This window comes from Prosthecobacter sp. (genome assembly GCF_044373815.1).
In the GTDB taxonomy this organism is placed as follows: domain Bacteria; phylum Verrucomicrobiota; class Verrucomicrobiia; order Verrucomicrobiales; family Verrucomicrobiaceae; genus Prosthecobacter.
This window is the reverse complement of the sequence record NZ_JBIPNG010000081.1, coordinates 1-17903: the sequence shown is the minus strand read 5'-3', so window position 1 is coordinate 17903 and position 17903 is coordinate 1. Positions and strand designations below refer to the sequence as shown.

At 59.8% G+C, this 17903-nt stretch carries 10 protein-coding genes; 7 read left to right on the top strand and 3 right to left on the bottom strand.

Features of this window, described 5'->3' with window-relative positions:
- Positions 1 to 13: 13 nt before the first annotated feature.
- The 4 genes from ACIREA_RS09410 to ACIREA_RS09395 all read left to right on the top strand — a co-directional run bounded on the left by ACIREA_RS09410 (position 14) and on the right by ACIREA_RS09395 (position 9173).
- Complete coding sequence (locus tag ACIREA_RS09410) at positions 14 to 4690, top strand: Ig-like domain-containing protein (RefSeq protein WP_397382010.1); 4677 nt, start codon at positions 14 to 16, stop codon at positions 4688 to 4690.
- Positions 4691 to 4842: 152 nt separating this feature from the next.
- Entirely contained in the window at positions 4843 to 5103 is a 261-nt protein-coding gene (gene rpsO / locus ACIREA_RS09405) for a 30S ribosomal protein S15 (RefSeq protein ID WP_397382009.1), read from the top strand.
- A gap of 177 nt (positions 5104 to 5280) precedes the next feature.
- The gene (locus ACIREA_RS09400) at positions 5281 to 7431 is read left to right on the top strand and encodes a polyribonucleotide nucleotidyltransferase (RefSeq protein ID WP_397382008.1); all 2151 of its coding nucleotides are present in this window, start codon (positions 5281 to 5283) and stop codon (positions 7429 to 7431) included.
- 308 nt (positions 7432 to 7739) lie between these two features.
- Positions 7740 to 9173 (top strand): Gfo/Idh/MocA family protein, encoded by a 1434-nt coding sequence (locus ACIREA_RS09395; RefSeq protein WP_397382007.1) that lies wholly within the window; start codon positions 7740 to 7742, stop codon positions 9171 to 9173.
- Between the two features lie 318 nt (positions 9174 to 9491).
- Here the strand turns inward: ACIREA_RS09395 and ACIREA_RS09390 are convergent, their stop codons facing one another.
- The 3 genes from ACIREA_RS09390 to mtnA form a co-directional block, all read right to left on the bottom strand.
- A complete protein-coding gene (locus ACIREA_RS09390; protein WP_397382006.1) occupies positions 9492 to 9932 on the bottom strand; it encodes a hypothetical protein in 441 nt (146 codons plus the stop codon).
- 72 nt (positions 9933 to 10004) lie between these two features.
- Positions 10005 to 12404, bottom strand: a complete 2400-nt coding sequence (locus ACIREA_RS09385) for a VWA domain-containing protein (RefSeq protein ID WP_397382005.1) — start codon at positions 12402 to 12404, stop codon at positions 10005 to 10007.
- A gap of 93 nt (positions 12405 to 12497) precedes the next feature.
- Positions 12498 to 13592: an S-methyl-5-thioribose-1-phosphate isomerase gene (mtnA, locus tag ACIREA_RS09380; RefSeq protein ID WP_397382004.1), complete on the bottom strand. Its 1095-nt coding sequence runs from the start codon at positions 13590 to 13592 to the stop codon at positions 12498 to 12500.
- A gap of 92 nt (positions 13593 to 13684) precedes the next feature.
- Here mtnA and ACIREA_RS09375 point away from each other — a divergent pair, with 92 nt between their 5' ends.
- The 3 genes from ACIREA_RS09375 to ACIREA_RS09365 are packed head-to-tail and all read left to right on the top strand — an operon-like array spanning position 13685 to position 17867.
- Positions 13685 to 15028: a glycosyl hydrolase family 28-related protein gene (locus tag ACIREA_RS09375; protein ID WP_397382003.1), complete on the top strand. Its 1344-nt coding sequence runs from the start codon at positions 13685 to 13687 to the stop codon at positions 15026 to 15028.
- On the top strand, positions 15025 to 16095 hold the full coding sequence (locus tag ACIREA_RS09370; protein ID WP_397382002.1) for a hypothetical protein: 1071 nt from the start codon (positions 15025 to 15027) through the stop codon (positions 16093 to 16095). Before ACIREA_RS09375 ends, ACIREA_RS09370 begins: the two co-directional genes overlap by 4 nt.
- Before the next feature lie 35 nt (positions 16096 to 16130).
- Positions 16131 to 17867, top strand: a complete 1737-nt coding sequence (locus ACIREA_RS09365) for a glycosyl hydrolase family 28-related protein (protein WP_397382001.1) — start codon at positions 16131 to 16133, stop codon at positions 17865 to 17867.
- Positions 17868 to 17903 lie beyond the last annotated feature (36 nt).

The window sequence follows — 17903 nt, the reverse complement described above, 5'->3', positions numbered from 1 at the left end:
TGATGCGGCGGATGTGCGCCTGGCCCTGCAGGAATACATTTCCTGCGCCTCCTGTCACAACGACGGCGGTCATGACGGCCGCACCTGGGACTTCACCGGTACCGGCGAAGGCCTGCGCAACACCATCACCCTGCGCGGCCACGGCGCGCACGGCGCCCTGCACTGGACGGGCAACTTCGACGAGGTCCACGATTTCGAAGGACAGATTCGCGTCTTTTCCGGCGGCACCGGACTCATGACAGATGCTCAGTTCAACACCGGCACCCGCAGCCAGCCCCTGGGCGCTTCCAAAGCCGGCGTCAGCGCCGACCTTGATGCACTCTCCGCCTACGTCACCTCTCTCACCACGGAATCCGCCAGCCCCAATCGCAACACCGACGGCACCATGACCACCGCCGCTGTGGAAGGCGAGCGCGTCTTCCGTCAGCAAAACTGCGCCTCATGCCACAGCGGCGCGGGTTTCACCAACAGCGCCCTGAATGTCTTCCGCGATGTCGGCACCATCAAGCAGCCCACCAGCGGCAAGCGTCTCAATGGCGCGCTCACCGGCTTCGATGTCCCCACCATGCGCGGCCTCTGGGCCACCGCGCCATATTTGCACGATGGCTCCGCTGCCACACTCGCAGACGCCGTCACCGCTCATCAAGGCGTGACTATGAATGCCACGGACCTCGCCAATCTCGTGGCCTATCTTCAGCAGATCGACAACGCACCCGCCTCCGCGCCGCTGCCAGTCACGGTGGAACTCGCCACCACGGCCCCTGCTTCCTTGAGCGCTCCCTTTGGCGTCACTGCCACTTTCAGTCATCCCGTGACAGGTTTCACCCTGACAGACATCAGCGTGACCGGCGGCGCCGCCAGTGCTCTCACCGGCTCGGGTGCGAACTACAGCTTCACCATCACGCCCACGGCCAATGTCACCATCAGCATCGCCGCAGCTCAGGCGCAGGATGCAGACATGGTGACAAACCTTGCCTCCAACGTCCTCACACGCACCTACACACCGGCAGCCAGCGGCCCTGCCTTTGTGAGCCAGGACATCGGCAGTGGTTTCCTTGCGGGCTCCACCAGCATCAACATCAGCACTGGCGTTCATACGCTGGTCGCCTCAGGCCAGGACATTTACACCACGGAAGACGGCTTCCGCTTTGAGCAGGTCGTGCTCACTGGCGATGGTGAAGTGCGCGCCCGCGTGCGCAGCTTTGGCAACACCAACCCTTGGGCCAAGGCTGGCGTCATGGTGCGCGAGACGCTGGCCGCTGGCTCACGCCATGCCATGATGTTCATCACACCACCGGACGCAGGCAATGGCTTTGGCATGGTGTCACGTCTGACCGCCAATGGCGCCACGGGCTATGCAGGCGGCCCGGCCCTGAGCACGGCTCCGGACAACTGGGTGCGTCTCGTGCGTGAAGGCAATCTGCTCACCGGCTATGCCTCCGCCAATGGCAGCACCTGGTCGCTCGTGAGCACCACCACACTGACCAGTCTGTCTGCGCAGGTGTATGTCGGACTGGCTGCGACCGCTGCCGACAGCGGTTTGACGACCACGGCTGAATTTGACAACGTGCAGGTCATCGGCGCGCAGACAGCAGTGGCGCCCTCCGTCACGCTCAGCACGGCCTCCGGCATCGAGACCGGCCCTTTCACGGCGCAGGTACAGTTCAGCCAGACTGTCACGGGACTGACGCTGTCTGATTTTATCGTGAGCAATGCCACGGCGTCCAATCTCAGCGGCAGCGGCGCATCCTACAGCATCACCTTGACGCCCGTGGCTTCGGGTGTGGTGACCGTGAGTCTGCCAGCAGGTGCAGCACAAAATACAGCAGCCACCGGCAGCACCGCTTCCAACGTGGTCTCTGTGACTTACACGGTGCCTGCCACCGTGGCGTTCGTAGGCCAGGACGTTGGCGAACCCTTGGTCGCTGGCAGCACCACCTTCAGCAGCGGCGTTTATACCGTGAAAGGATCGGGCAGCGATATCTACGGCACGGCGGACGGCTTCCACTTCGCGCTGACTCAGCTCACGGGCGATGGCGAAATCCGCGCGCGTGTCACCAGCCAGAGCAACACCAATCCCTGGTCCAAAACCGGTGTCATGATGCGTGAGGCGCTCACCGCCGGCGCACGGCATGTCTTGGCCTTCACCACGCCTGCCGGAGAGAACAACGGATTTGGCATGGTCTGGCGTTCGACAGCCAATGCGGCCACAAATTACGCGGGCGGTCCTGCCTTGAATGCGGCTCCGAACAACTGGGTGCGCCTGGTCCGCAGCGGCAACACCATCAGCGCCTACGCTTCCTCCAATGGCAATGCCTGGACTCTCATGAGCACGGCCACGCTGACAGGTCTCTCAAACACCGTCTATGTGGGTCTCGCCGTCACATCCTCCTCTCCCTCCACACTGGCCACGTCCACCTTTGACAACGTGCAGGTCGCCGGTGCTCAGGCAGTGGTGGCTCCGGCGGTGACCCTTGGCGCAGCATCTTCGACCGAAGCTGGACCCTTCACCGTTCAGGCGCAGTTCAGCCAGGTGGTCACCGGACTTGCCCTCAATGATTTCGTGGTGACGAATGCCACAGCGTCCAATCTCACCGGCTCTGGCACCAGCTACAGCGTGACGCTGACTCCCACAGCCACCGGTGTGGTCACGGTGACACTGCCTGCTAATGCAGCGCAGAATGCGGCTGCAGTAGGCAGCACCGCTTCGAATACCGTCAGCGTCACCTTCACGCCACCAGTGGAAGTCGCCTTGCAGGGACAAGATGTCGGAACCGTTCAGCTCGCGGGCAGCACAGCCTACAACAGCACCACGGACACCTACACGCTGAGCGGGGCAGGGGAGGACATCTTCTTCGCCGCAGACGGCTTCCACTTCGCCAGCACTCAACTCACCGGCAATGGCGAGATCCGCGCACGCATCACCAGCCAAAGCAACACGCACCCATGGTGCAAAACGGGCGTCATGATCCGTGAGGCCCTCACCGCAGGCGCTCGCCACGCCATCGCCTTCACCACGCCTGCCGCAGAAAACAACGGCTTCGGCATGGTCTGGCGCTCCACCGTCAATGCCGCCGCCGAATACGCAGGCGGCCCTGCAGTAAACGCCGCGCCCAACAACTGGGTCCGCCTCGTGCGCACCGGCGACACGCTGACCTCCTATGCTTCGACCAATGGCAATGCCTGGACGCTGATCGGCAGCACGACATTGACCGGACTCGCAAACATCGTTCACATTGGTCTGGCGGTCACGTCTTCTTCCCCTTACGACCTCGGCGTTTCCACCTTCGACAATGTGCAGTTCATCCAGGCAGCCCCCACGCCGCCAGCGGCCACTGTCGTCAAAAATGTTCTGGGCTCTTCCCCAGCCTCCATTCAGACCGCCTCCGTTCAATCCACCTCAACTCAGCCCGTTGCGGATGCAGATCTTGATGGTGATGGCGTCAGTGACCTCATCGAACACGCTCTCGGCAGTGACGGCAGCTTCGACGGTGGCTGGTGGTTGACCACCACGAGCGATGGACGCGTGGATGCGCATCTCCACCATTCTCGCAGCATCACCGGAGTTTCGTTCCTCTTGGAGAGTTCGACCGATCTCCTCACCTGGACATCAGTGATGCTGGCACCCACGCCTTCACCCCTGAGCGGTGATATGGAACAGCTCAGCTGGAGCGGCATCAGCAGTCTGAGTGGTCAGGACAAGCAGCGTGGCATCCTGCGCCTGCGCGTGACGAATCGGGACGGCACCAGCGCCGTCACCACACCCCAGGCCTGGCAGCGCTTCACTTTCACGGCTGGTTCGCAGACATCTGGCATCTCCCTTGTGAATGCACCGTTGTATGCCGGTTGCATCCAGCAGTTCTCCGGTTCGTCCGCGCTCATCCTCGCCAATGCTCAGGCGGTCCACATCGATGCAGCCACTTCCTGCTATCTTGAAGTGCTGGACGGCACGCAGGCCGGTCATCGTTTTGAAATCGCCAGTCTCACAGCGGGCGTCGCCTCGCTGGTTTCCGCTTCACCGCTCAGCACGCTCCAAACGCTGCCGGAAGACTTGATAGGCGCTCGTGTGGTGCTGCGTCCGCATGTGACGCTGGCGCAGGCTTTCCCCGTGGACTTGTTTCAGGCCGCAGCAGTGGCGGAAGCCGCCGATCAGGTGCTCTTTTATGAGAACGGTGCATGGCATGCCCATTGGCTCTCAGCACGTTCCGGCGTCCGCCAGTGGGTCTCCGCCGGTGATACCGCGCACCTCTCCCAGAACGCGAAAATCATCCCTCCCGGCACAGGCCTCATGGTCAAAGCCGCCACCCAGCCCAAGTCGGTCACACTTGCAGGCCATGTGCGCGTGAGCCCTTGGCGCAAATCATTGAATGTAGGGCAAAACCTTCTGGCCATGCCCTGGCCGGTGGACGCCACCCCGCTGCGCCTGGGCCTGACCGCTGATCAGGGCTTCACCGCCTCCACCAACATGGCCAGCGCCGACCAGCTTCAACTCTGGCTGGCCGACCGCGTGGCGGGAGCCACCACTTATGACAGCTTCTGGCTGCTCAATCGTGCGCCCACCGCTTACTGGACCTCAAAAGGCAGCGCCTCCCTCCTGAACGTCAGTGCCACCCTCCCACTCCCTGCTCACCGTGCGTTTTTCTTGAAAGTGCAGCCTGCAACAGCAGCCCATGGCTGGGTTTTCCCATAAAAACACCACTCTCCCGCCTCCGACAAACCTCTGCCAGCAACCGCAAACTCCTCAAACTTCCTCTTGCCAAAAAGAGCGTTTATGGTTCCTTCGCGGCCCCACATCCTAGAACACACACCGCCTGACAAGTTGTCCGGCCATTCAAACGAACCATGAGCGAAGCAACCACCATCGATTCCACCTCCTTCAAGATCCACGAAAAAGACACCGGCAGCGCCGACGTCCAAGTGGCCCTCTTGACGAAGCGAATCAACGATCTGACGCAGCACCTTGGCACGCATCAGAAAGATCACTCCACACGTCGCGGTCTCCTTCAGATGGTCGCACGTCGTCGCAAGCTTCTTGACTATCTCAAGCTGACCGCCAACGAGCGCTACCAGAAGCTGCTCAAGAGCCTCAGTCTCCGCCGCTAACAGAATTTTTACGAGGGGTGATGCCACGTGCATCGCCCCTTTTTTCTGTAGCAGGCTTCTACACGCATGTCGGCACAGCCGATGTTCATGCTGCATGGTACGCATTGCCGTACCACCGCCGGGCCGAAGCCTGGAATCTATTTTCACCCAAACCAAACAAACAACACAAGCCAACCTATGGCCATTCATACACAAAAAATCCAGCTCGGTGCTGGTACCCTCGAAATCGAAACCGGCAAGTTTGCCAAGCTTGCTGACGGCGCCGTTACTGTGCGTCTCGGCGACACCATCATCCTCGTTACCGCTGTCTCCGCGACGAAAGTCAAAGACGGCCAGGACTTCTTCCCCCTCTCCGTTGAGTACAAGGAAAAAGCCTCCGCTGCAGGCCGCTTCCCTGGTGGTTACTTCAAGCGCGAAGGCCGCCCTACGGAAAAGGAAATCCTCACCTGCCGCATGACGGACCGCCCATTGCGTCCGTTGTTCCCGAAAGGCTACTACTACGACACCCAGGTCGTCGCCATCCTGCTTAGCGCAGACGGCGAAAACGATCCGGACATCTGCGCCATGAACGGCGCTTCCGCCGCTCTTTGCGTCTCGGACATCCCGTTCGCAGGCCCAGTCGGTGCCGTCCGTATCGGCCGCATCAATGGTGAGTTCGTCGTGAACCCGACCCAGAGCCAGCGCCTCGAAAGCGACCTGGACCTCGTCTACGTCGGCAACAAGACCGAAGTCGTCATGATCGAAGGCGCCGCCAACGAAATCCCGGAAGCGGAATTCGTCAAAGCCCTCTACTTCGCACAGACCGAAGTCGCCAAGATCGTCGTCGCTCAGGAAGAACTCACCAAGCTCGCCGGCAAAGCCAAGCGCGAAGTTCCTCTCATGCTCGTGAAGGATGAGCTCCTCGAAATCGCCTACGCAGTTGCTGGCGATCGCATCGAAGGCGCTCTCTACACCCCTTCCAAGGTGGCTCGCGGCAAAGCCGTCGGCGCTCTCAAGGACGAAGTCGCTGAAGCCATCAAGGCAAAGTTCCCAGAAGCCACCGGCTTCGAAGTCAGCCAGGCCTTCGACTACCTCCAGAAGAAAGCCTTCCGCATTTCCATCCTCGACAAGAAGAGCCGTTGCGACGGCCGTGGCATCGATCAGCTCCGCCAGCTTTCCGGCGAAGCCTCCGTGCTTCCCCGCACTCATGGTTCCGCTAGCTTCACCCGCGGCGAAACGATGGCTCTCTCCATCGCCACCCTCGCTCCAGCAGACGAAGCACAGGAAATGGACACCTACGCAGGTGGCCCAGACTCCAAGCGCTTCATCCTTCATTACAACTTCCCTCCGTTCTCCGTCGGTGAAACCGGCCGCTTCGGTGGTCAGAATCGTCGTGAAATCGGCCACGGTGCCCTCGCTGAGCGCTCCATCGAGCCAGTCATTCCTGCCAAGGAAGTCTTCCCTTACGCCATCCGCGTGAGCAGCGAAGTCATGGAGTCCAACGGCTCCACCTCCATGGCCTCCGTTTGCTCCGGCGTCATGGCCCTCCTTGACGCAGGCGTGCCTCTCAAGCGCCCCGTCGGTGGTATCAGCGTCGGTCTCGTCTCCGAGTTCGAAGGCGACAACATGACGCGCTACCTCACGATGCTTGACATCATCGGCAGCGAAGACCACTTCGGCGACATGGACTTCAAGCTTTGCGGCACCTCCGAAGGCGTCACCGGCTACCAGCTTGACCTCAAGCTTCCCGGCCTCCCACTGAGCATCCTCGAAGAAGCCATCGTCAAGGCCAAGGACGGCCGCACCCAGGTTCTCTCCGCCATGGCTCAGGCCATCGCTGAAGTGAAGCCTCTCAGCCCGTATGCTCCTCGCATCGAGATCGTGAAGATCAACCCAGACAAGATCGGTGAGCTCATCGGTCCTGGCGGCAAGAACATCAAGGCCATCCAGGCCGAGTCCGGCGCTGAAATCAGCATCGAAGACGACGGCACCGTCTACATCTATGCTTCCCGCAAGGAAAGCCTCGAGCGCGCAGTCGAAATGATCAGCGGCACCTCCCAGGAAATCGAAGTCGGCAAGATCTACACAGGCAAAGTCGTCAGCACCACAAACTTCGGTGCCTTCATGAACCTCGGTGGCAAGAAAGACGGCCTCATCCACATCAGCGAACTCGCCGACTTCCGCGTCAACCGCACCGAAGACGTCGTCAAGACCGGCGACATCGTCTCCGCCAAGTGCATTGGCATCGACGACAAGGGCCGCATCAAGATGAGCCGCAAGGCCGCCATGAAAGACAAGGACGCAGCTGCCGCCGCTGGCGACGCCGCCCCTGCCGAAGACGTGGGCTAAGCCTCATCCGCCAACACTCAATAACCACGAAGAGGCCGCTGCAAAGCGGCCTCTTTTTTTGGAGCGCGGAATTTATTCCGCAGCACCCCGCAAGCACCCCTCGCTCTTCCCCGCGCCAGAGCGAAAGATCACCGCCCGCCTCGCACTCCAGTAGCAACTGCATCTCCCCATCTCCTCGAAGAAACCGCGATATGCAGCAGCGTGGCAACAGTTCTAGCGGCCTCTTCCTCGTCGGCGGCGCCAAGTTTAAAGAAATGATTGCGTGCCGTTGATCATTCTGACAGAACTGCACTCAACCAGCCCTCACCATGACTTCCCGCCGTTCCTTCATCACCCAGTCCGCGCTCGCCTTCACCGCCCTGTCAGCCAGTCGCGTGCTTGGCGCGAACAACACTATCCGCATCGCTTCCATCGGTCTCGGCGGACAGGGCCTGGGAAATGCCGGCCGCATGGCCAAGGTCCCCGGCGTGGAAATCGCTTATCTCTGTGATCCCGACACGGCGGCTTTGGATAAAGCCAAAAAGGTTTTCCCAAACGCCAAGACCACCCAGGACCTCCGCAAGGTCATGGATGACAAAAGCATCGATGCCGTCGTCGTCTCCACCGGCAATCACTGGCACGTCCTAGCCTCCATCTGGGCCATGCAGGCAGGCAAGGATGTGTATGTCGAGAAGCCCGTCTCGCACAACATCTGGGAAGGCCGCAAACTCGTCGAAGCCGCCCGCAAGTATAACCGCATCGTCCAAGGCGGCACCCAGCAGCGCAGCGATCCGCTGCAGGAGGAAATCAAAGCCTTCCTCGATGCCGAAACCATGGGGAAGATCAAATACGTGCGCTGCAATCACTACAGCCTGCGCAACTCCATCGGCAAACTCGCACAGCCACTCAATCCACCCACAACGGTGGACTACGACATCTGGCTTGGCCCTGCAAAAGACGAGCCCATCTACCGCGAAAAGTTCCACTACGACTGGCATTGGAACTGGAACACCGGCAACGGCGAGATGGGCAACTGGGGCCCCCACATCCTCGATGACCTCCGCAATGTCGTCTTCCGCGACAAAGTGCCGCTGCCCAAGCGCGTCATCGCCGGCGGCGGACGTTTCGCCTGGAATGACGCCGGTGAATCGCCCAACACCCACTTCGCCTACATGGACACCGGCAGCATTCCGGTCATCGTCGATTTCCACAATCTGCCACGCCAAAAAGGCGTCAAAGCCCCCGATGTCTACCTGCGCCGCCGCACCGGCGCCTTCCTCATCATCGAGTGCGAAGGCGGCTACTACACCGGCAGCCGCGGCGGTGGCACCGCCTTTGATGCCGAAGGCAAAAAGCTCCACATCTTCAAAGGCGACGGCGGCAAAAACCACGCCGCCAATTTCATCGACGCCATCCGCAGCCGTAAACAGGAGGACCTGAAGGGTGAAGTCGAAAAAATCCACTTCTCCAGCGCTTGGTGCCACCTCGCCAACAACTCCTTCCGCCTCGGCCAGAAGTACAATCGCGAACAAGCCGAGGCTGCCGTGAAAGACTTCCAGCCTTGGAATGACGTCATCGCCGATTTCCACCAGCATCTCGTCAAAAACGAACTCGATGCCTCCACGCTCGACATCAAGATGGGCCCCATGCTGGAAATCGATGTCGCCAAGGAAACCTTCATCGGCGACACCGCCACCCCAGAAGCCCTCGCCCTCCTCACCCGTGAGTATCGCCCAGGCTTTGAAGTCCCGAAGGCAGTGTGATCCAGGGCTGTTTAGCACAGCTTTTTGCAGCTAACATATTCTGAAAAGCGCGCCACTACAGTGGCCGCGCCGCTTTACACCAGCACCAAAGGTGCTGCGGAACATAGCCCAGGGTCAGCCGAGCCTCAGCGAGGCGACCCTGGGTCATTCGCCCGCATCCAGGAGCAAATCCAGCACTTCGCCGCACTCCACGGCAACCAGCAGCGTTTGCAATGCGTTCCGCTACACCACAGCTGCGGCCCCAAGATCTCCCCCACATAGAAAGAGCGTCAGGAGAAATCCCCTGACGCTCTCGCGTGATTCATGCTGAAGTGACGATCATTTCGGCACTGCAGGCGCTGCCGGCGGCGTGGCCGGAGCGGCAGGAGGCGCTGGCACAGCCGGAACTGCGGGAGCCGCAGGTGCCGGTGTCAGTGCGGCCTTGGCTTTCGCTGCGGCTTCCTCGATGGCCTTCGCTGCTTCAGCAGCTTTCTTTTCAGCTGCTTCCTTGAGTGCTGCGGCTTCCTTTTCTGCCGCCACTTTCAGTTCACTGGCCTTCTTTTCGGCAGCAATCTTCATTTCAGTCGCCTTCTGTTCAGCCGCCACTTTGGCCGCTTCCAGTTCCTTCGCCGCAGCGTCAGCGTTGGATTTGACGGCCTCCTTGACGGCTTCCGACGCCTTCTTGGTGTCCTCGGCGGCTTTGGAGCCTTCCGGGGTTTTGTTGCAGGATGTCATGCTGCCCGCGAGCAGCCCGATGAGCAAAAGATGTGTGTATTTCATAATGTGGAAGTGCAGCGTCTGTGATGCAGGGGACTTTACAAGCGTTATAATAGAAAAGACTAGATTGGCACATTACTTCGCATCAAGCGTCAACTCAGTAGGCGCATTGGCTTTGATCTCCACTTCCTGCTCGGCCTTTTTGTCGCCCTCGCTGCGCACCACCAGCACCTTGCCTGCGGGGATGAAGAGCTTCGCCTCCGCATCATATGAGTAAGTGAGCTTTTTCCGGTTACCTTCGCCATCCTTCGGACCGTAAATGTCCCAGCTGCCGGGCGTGCTCGAACTGAGTTTCAAGGTTCCCGCATTCAGGTTCAGGGCCTTGGTGGTCATCTTGCCCGCCTGCACTTCCGCTTCAGCCTGGGCCTTGGCGGCCCCGCGTGTTGCCACGACGAGGTATTTGCCGGCGGTGAGGTGGAGTTTAGGCTGCGCATCGTAGCTGTAGCTCGCCTTGGGGCGTTCCCCTTCAGCATTGGCTTCGCCAAACACATCCCAGTTGATTCCCTCAGGCGCAGGGTCCGCCCCTTCGGTCATGACAGCGCTCAGGCCCAGTGTGCCGGCATTGATGATGATCGGGATCTCCTTGAACTTGCCCGCCACTACTTCGACCTCCTGCTTCGCCTTGGCGCTGCCCCATTCCACCTGCACCAGGTATTTTCCCGCAGGCAGGCTGAGAGTGGGCACGGTATCATAGCTGTAGCCAGCCTTGGCCCGGTTTCCTTCAGCATCAGCAGCGCCAAAAACCTCCCACGTCACATCTTTGGAAAGCGCCTCCGCACCTTCCGTGGTGAGTGCAGAGAGTTTGATCTTCCCGGCCCCCAGCGACACCACCTTTTCCAGCGTGGCTCCGGCCTTGATCTCCACCATGACTTTGCCCTTGGCATTGCCCACCTCGACCTCCACCTGGTACTTCCCTGCTGGCAGAGAAAGGGTGGGCTGCGCATCGTAGCTGTTCGCGATCTTGGGCCGGTTGCCCTCGGCATCGGCTTCGCCAAAGACATCCCAGGCCACATCCTTCGTCAACGCAGTGCCGCCTTCCTCCAGGATGACCGAAAGCTTCAATTTCCCACTGCCAATCAAGACCACAATGTCCTGCGTCTCTCCTGCTTTGACTTCGATCTCCTTTTGCCCCTTGGCATTGCCATAAGTGGCCACGACAAGGCACGGGCCGGAGGGCAGGGTCATCTTGGGCTGGGCCTCGTAGCTGAAGCCCAGCTTCTTGCGCTGGCCCTCGGCGTCAGGTGGGGAGAAGAGATCCCAGCTCACGTCTTTGGCGATGGGCGGCAGGCCTTCGGCGTTGATGGCGCTGAGTTTGAGATTGCCGCTGCCAAGAATGACCTTCACCTCCTGCGGTGTGCCTTCTTTCACAGTCACCTCCACACTGGCGCTGGCGTTGCCGCGCGTGGCGGTCAGCAGGTAGGTGCCCGGAGCCACCTGCAGGAAAGGCTTCGCCTCATAGCTGAAGGAAACCTTGGCGCGATTTCCCTCAGCGTCCGCTGGCCCGAAAAGATCCCAGCTCACCTCCCTTTCAAACGGGACGCCACCTTCCTTGTCATAGGCCACCGCCTTGATTCCCGTCTCCGCAAAGACGACTTCTTTGGTCACGGTTTCGCCGTCCTTCACAGTCAGACTGGCTTCGACTGACTTGGCCCCAAGCTTGGCGCTGAGGGTGTACTTGCCCGCCTTCGGCAGCTCGGTGCTCCAGTGTCCGCCGCTTCCCGTGGCGATCGCGTTTTCACCGCCACCATCCGCAAAGACCTGAAAATTCACGCCTTCGATCAATGCACCACCAGAAGACTTTTTGGCTTCCACCACCAGCGTGGTCACCGGCTTCGCCACCTGCTTCATCGCGACTTCGAGCGAAGACTTGAGTGACGCAGCGTCCTTGGCCGCAAGGTACATGCCACCGGTCTTTTTCGCCAGACACTCAAGCCCCGACGACTCACCCGGCTTGAGGTCAAAACCGATCACATGACAGGTGAAGTCCACACCCAGGCGCTCCAGTTCCTCCGCGGCCATGCAGGGATCTTTGTCACAGGTCTCCACCCCGTCGCTGACCAGAATCACAGACACCTTCGCCTCCTCAAACTTCAAATACTTCGCCGCCTGAATCACAGCCGCTGTGAGCGGAGTCTTGCCTTTCGGTTCCAAAGCAGCCACCGCTTTCAAAATCGCTGCCGAACTCCCCGGCTGCGGCGGCACCAGCAATTCGATGTCCTCGCAGTCACCTTTTTTGCGATGTCCGTAGGCCATGAGGCCCAGTTCCATCGCCGGATCAATGGAGCCGACGATGTCGCTCACCACCTTCTTCGCGATGTCGATCTTCACTCCTCCCGGCACTTGGCCGTACATGCTCCCCGAGGCGTCAAAGACGATGATCGCCCTGGAGGCAGGCGCTGGTTGCTGGGCCAAAACACCCGATGTTCCGATGAGCAACGCCCATCCCGTCAACACACTCTTAAGGCAGCGATTCATGCAATGATTTTCCTTGGTTTCGTGAAACAGACCCCAAGTATTCGCATGTCGTTCACCGAATAATGTCTAAAACCTGAAAAAATGCGGGGTGGTCTAAATCAAAGCCTTCAGCTGCTGCAATGCCTCGGCGCTGGCCGGAAAAGCCCCGTGTTCCGTCACTAACGCCGTGACCAGAGACGCGGGCGTCACGTCAAAGCCATCATTGCGCGCCTGAGTTCCCGCCGGGGTGATCAGCACCTCCTCACGCATTCCTGCCGCATTCAATCCGGGCATGTGCGTAACCTCCCGGGCGCTGCGCTGCTCGATGGGGATGTCTCGAATGCCGTCAGTGATCGTCCAGTCGATGGTGCTGACGGGAGTGGCCACGTAAAACGGCACGTCATGCGCTTTGGCCGCCAGCGCCTTGAGGTAGGTGCCGATTTTGTTCGCCACATCCCCATGCGCCGTGACGCGGTCTGTGCCCACGATGACTACATCCACCAGCCCGCGCTGCAGCAGGTGTCCCGCATTGTTATCGACAATCAAAGTATAAGGCACCCCATGCTCTTTAAGTTCAAAGGCGGTCAGCGAAGCCCCCTGGCCGCGTGGGCGCGTTTCACTCACCCACACATGCACGTTCATGCCTGCATCATGCGCCTGATAAATCGGCGATATCGCCGTGCCCCAGTCCACCGTGGCCAGCCAGCCTGCATTGCAGTGCGTCATCACATTCAGCGGCGCAGAGGCATCGGCTTTCTTCGCTTGAATCGCTCGAAACAATTCCAGTCCATGTTTGCCAATGGCGTGATTCGTCCTCACATCATCCTCACAGATGGCCAGTGCCTCATTCCAGGCTGCATCTGCGCGTTGTTCCACATCGAGCGGTGCTACGACACGCTTCACCCGGTCCAGCGCCCAGCGCAGATTGATCGCCGTGGGACGCGTGGCATGCAGAACTTCATAGGCCCGTTGCAGCGCCGCATCCGAGGCATCATCCCGCAGGGCAAAGTACAAACCAAACGCAGCCGTCGCACCAATCAGCGGCGCACCACGCACGCGCATCACTTGGATGGCCTCGGCCGCATCCTCCATCGTCTGCAGATCACGCCATTCCACTTGGTGCGGCAGATAGGTTTGATCGATGATGCGCGCGCTCCGTGATGAGTGATCGGCTTCGATGGAGCGGTGCGGCTGTCCGTGAATGTTCATGAGATGGTGATGTGAACGTTTTGTAAAGCAGATGCCAGCACAAAGTTCAGCTGAAAGACTGTCACGCTCCCGACTCGTAAAAATAAATGCATATGATCTTCACACGCCGCGCCGCCTTCACTTGTGCTGGCCTCGTCACGCTTGGTACTTCGCTCGGCGCGGAGGCGAGGCCGGAAACGGCATCCGGTGGCGATCATCGGCTAAATGTCCGGTCATTTGGAGCGAAGGCGGATCAGACGACCGATGACACCGCAGTATTTCAAAGGGCCATCGACGCGGCTTCGGCAAGCGGAGGCGGCAGTGTCTTTGTGCCAGCGGGAACCTATCGGCTCAACGGTCAGCTCATCATCAGGCGCAACGTGACCCTGGAGGGCATCTTCACCGCACCGCCGACCATTCCATGGACGGCGGACTCTCTGGGGAAGGGCGCGCCGAATGGTTCGGTGTTGCTCGCTTTCAGTGGCAAGGGTGAAGCGGACGGAACACCATTCATCCAACTCGATTACAACGCGACGCTGAAAGGCATCGCAGTATTTTATCCTGAGCAGACCGATTCCAATCCTCCCATCGCCTATCCTTGGACAATCAGTTCGTTGCTCAGTGGCGCGGACAACTGTTCCATCATCGACGTGCTGCTTGTTAATCCGTACAAGGGGGTGGATTTTGGTGGCCGACACACAGGCCGTCACTTCATCCGCAACCTCAATGGTGCACCGCTGTATCGGGGGCTGTTCATTGATCACTGCATTGACGTGGGGCGCGTCGAGAACGTACACTTCTGGCCCTTCTGGGGTGCGACGGGAGCGGCGGCTGAGTTTCGTAGAAAAGAGGGCAAAGCATTCGTCATTGGCCGCTCAGACTGGCAGCATCTGACGAACTGCTTCTGCATCGACTATGAGACCGGCTTCCAGTTCATCCGATGCACCAGCGCTGCGGCGGCTTATCAAGGCGGTGGCAACGCGCATGTCATTGGTGGCGGTGCGGACGGCTGCAATCGTGCCGTCCATGTGGTGGAGATGCAGGGCCACAGCGGCGCACGATTCACGAACTCACAAATCTACGGCGACATCATTGTTGAGTCGACCAACAACGCCCCGCTCACGTTCAACGCCTGCGGATTGTTTGGCAGCATGTGGGCCGCCAATGGCATTGGCCTCGCCCGCATCGAAGGCGGCGGCAAAGTCAGCTTTACCGACTGTCACATCCACTGCCTTGACCCCCGCAACACCCTCCGCCCCCTCATCCACGCCAAATCAGGTCGCCTGCAGGTCCGCGGCTGCGATTTCATCGATGGTCAAGCCGCCCGCGATCACGTGTTGCTCGATGAGTCCGTGCTCTCCGCCAACGTCAGTGACAACACTTCCAGATCGGCCTTCATGGTGATCAACAGGGCTAAGGGCAAGACCGTGGTGCGGGATAATCTCAGCGAAGCATGAAAATCTTTTCCTGCATTGTCGCGTTTATGCTGGCCTCTTCCGCCTCCTGGTGTCTGGCGGACGGGAAAAAAGTCCGCATGCTCTTCTCAATCGACCAAGGCTTTGGCAACGGCATCGTCGCGAATGGGAACATTGAAGCGCTGCATCGAATGACGACGGCTCTGCGGCCACTGGGTGAGAAGTATGAAGTCAGCGTGCTGCTGAATCCGATGACCAAGGACAAGCAGCGCCTAAAACTGATGCTGGACACACTGGTGGCGCAGAAGATGCCATTTGTGTTCGATGTGTATTCTTCGGACACCTTCACTCTCGGTGCAAACGGTCCGGCGAATGCGCCGTTTGATTCCAGTCATGGGCAATCCATCTCCGTGGAGCAGCTCGCGGCCTTCAAGGAGTCGTATGGTGCGTCGCTCGTCGGTATGCGCTTCATGGAGATCTTCGGCCAGGACTACGGCATCCGCGCCATGAAGACCACGAATCCCGAGCTGAAACGCTCTGGCGACAAACTGCCTGCCGACAACTTCTTCAGGCCTGATCTTGCTGAGGGATTCATCCGTTTCGCCGGGCAGCACGCGATGTTTGTCCAATGGGGTGACTTTGGCTGGATGCCCTTTTCTCCATGGGATTCAGAGATGCCCAAATACACCAAGCAGGTCAAAGCCCTGCTGCGAAAAAATCCAGGCGTCGTGACTGTGACCTACAACAACAACGAGCCGAACGAAGCCTCGCTCCCGCGCCTCGGCACCTGGCACACAGCGGTGGAGCACTTCCCCAAGGAAGGAGCCGCCGGTTTCGGCCTCTCAAATCAAAGCTGGCTGCACAACTTCACCTACATGGACACGAAGCCCGAGGAAATCATCGCGTGGACGCGAAGCGCGCTAGATAATAACTGCCGCCTGATCCAGTTCGAGCCTGCGTGGTATTTCTTCAATCTCCCGCCAGCCACCTTTGAACTTGGTGATTCCACCCGTGTCCCCGCTGGAACCATGCCCGGCGAGGCGAAGGATAGCTTGAAGCAGTTGATCGCTTTTCTGCTGGCAGCGCCATCTTCCTCAAACAAGCCGTAGCAGACGTGCGATCCCATCACTTTCTCAATTACTCTATGAAGTCCCGGCATATCCTTGTCATTCTCACCTGCTTGCTTACCAGCGGCGTGTTTGCTCAGACCCCTTCGTGGGATGTCGTCAGCGCCGGGGCCAAGGCCGACGGTGCAACAGACAGCACCGCTATTTTCCAGCGTTTGCTCGATGACGCGGGCAAGGCGGGCGGCGGCGTGGTGACGGTGCCTGCTGGGTCGTTTCGCATTGCGGGAAACCTGACCATTCCGGCGAATGTGACGCTGCAAGGCATCTACCGCGTGCCACCCACGGTTCGCTCGGGAAAGACGGCAGAGCTGACGGGTTCCGTTTTACAAGCGATGGCGGGACGCGGATCGAATGAAGGTGCGCCATTCATCAATCTGGCGGGCACGAATGCGGCCATCGCGGGTTTCATCATCACTTACCCGGAGTGGAAACAGACGGACGTGCCCCCAGTGCCGTATCCGCCATGCGTCGCGTCCCAGGCCACGGAGAATGTGGGCATCAGCGAATGCCTGCTGCTGAATCCTTATGAAGGCATCCGCTTCGTGCTGGCGCATCGGCCACTGGTACGGAATGTGACGGGGTATCCATCGTGGCGCGGCTTGTATGTGACGGAGTGCATGGACATCGGCCACATCGAGAACGTTCACTTTTGGCCCTTCGGTGTGACTTATGATCCGAACAATCCTTTTTGCCAATGGGTGAACTTGAACGGCACGGCCTTCGAGATCGCGCACACGGACTGGCTGTATGTGCTGAATACGTTCTGCTTTGGCTACGGCGTGGGCTACAAATTCAGCGCGACGGACAAAGGCAGCGCGAATGGCAACTTCGTGGGCCTGGGTGCGGATTCATGCCAGAGAGCGGTCTTGGTGGAGCAGGCGCAGGCACCGGGACTGCTGATTACAAATGGCGAGTTCGTCGGACGCTGGGGAAGCACGGACAGCGTGGGCATGGAGATCGGCCCGGCGGTGAAAGGGAAGGTCAGCCTGGTTAATTGCGCGTTCTGGGGGCCGCTGGATCGCTGTGTGTGGATGCGCGGTGCGGAGGGCCAGTTCACCGCAAGCGCGTGCAACTTTGTCAATTGGGACATCGCTCATCTCGACTCACCCGCTATCCAGATCGATGCGGGCAAGGCCATTGTGCAAGGCAGCACCTTTGGCGAAGATCATCTGCATGTGCGTGTGGGCAAAGGTGTGTCCAGCGCCATCGTCACGGCGAACCAAGCGGTGGGCGGCTTCCGCATCGACAACCAAGCGGGCAAGCGCACGCAGTCGGCCTTAAACGAGAGTGATAGCATCGAGTGGACCGATGAAGCGCGATCGCATTATCGCATCGCGATGGGCGAGGCTGGCAGCGGACACTATCTCCTCGGCTGGCACGGATCAGAGGTCGGCGCACGCTGGTCCATGCCGAGCAGTTCGCTCGTGCTGCCTGTTATTTCAGGCAAAGCCTGCACCATCACGCTGAAACTCATGGCACCACCGCAGGCCATTACCGCTGAGGCTGGTTTGTATCTCGATGGCAAACAAATCGCCCCGCTCACGAACACCGACACCCTCACCGCGACTTTGCCCGCCACCACCAAAGATCAAGTACGCCTCGAGCTTCGTGCCCAAGGTTGGGTCCCCATGAAGCTCGATCCGAACTCCAAAGACCCGCGCATGATCGGCGTTCAAGTCAGTAGCGTGGAGGTGCGTTCAACTGATGCGGGGGAAAAAGTCTTTGATGCCAACTTGGGCGAGTGGCCAAAATAGGCGGCGTATCGTCAGTGTAGCCTCAACTCATCGAAG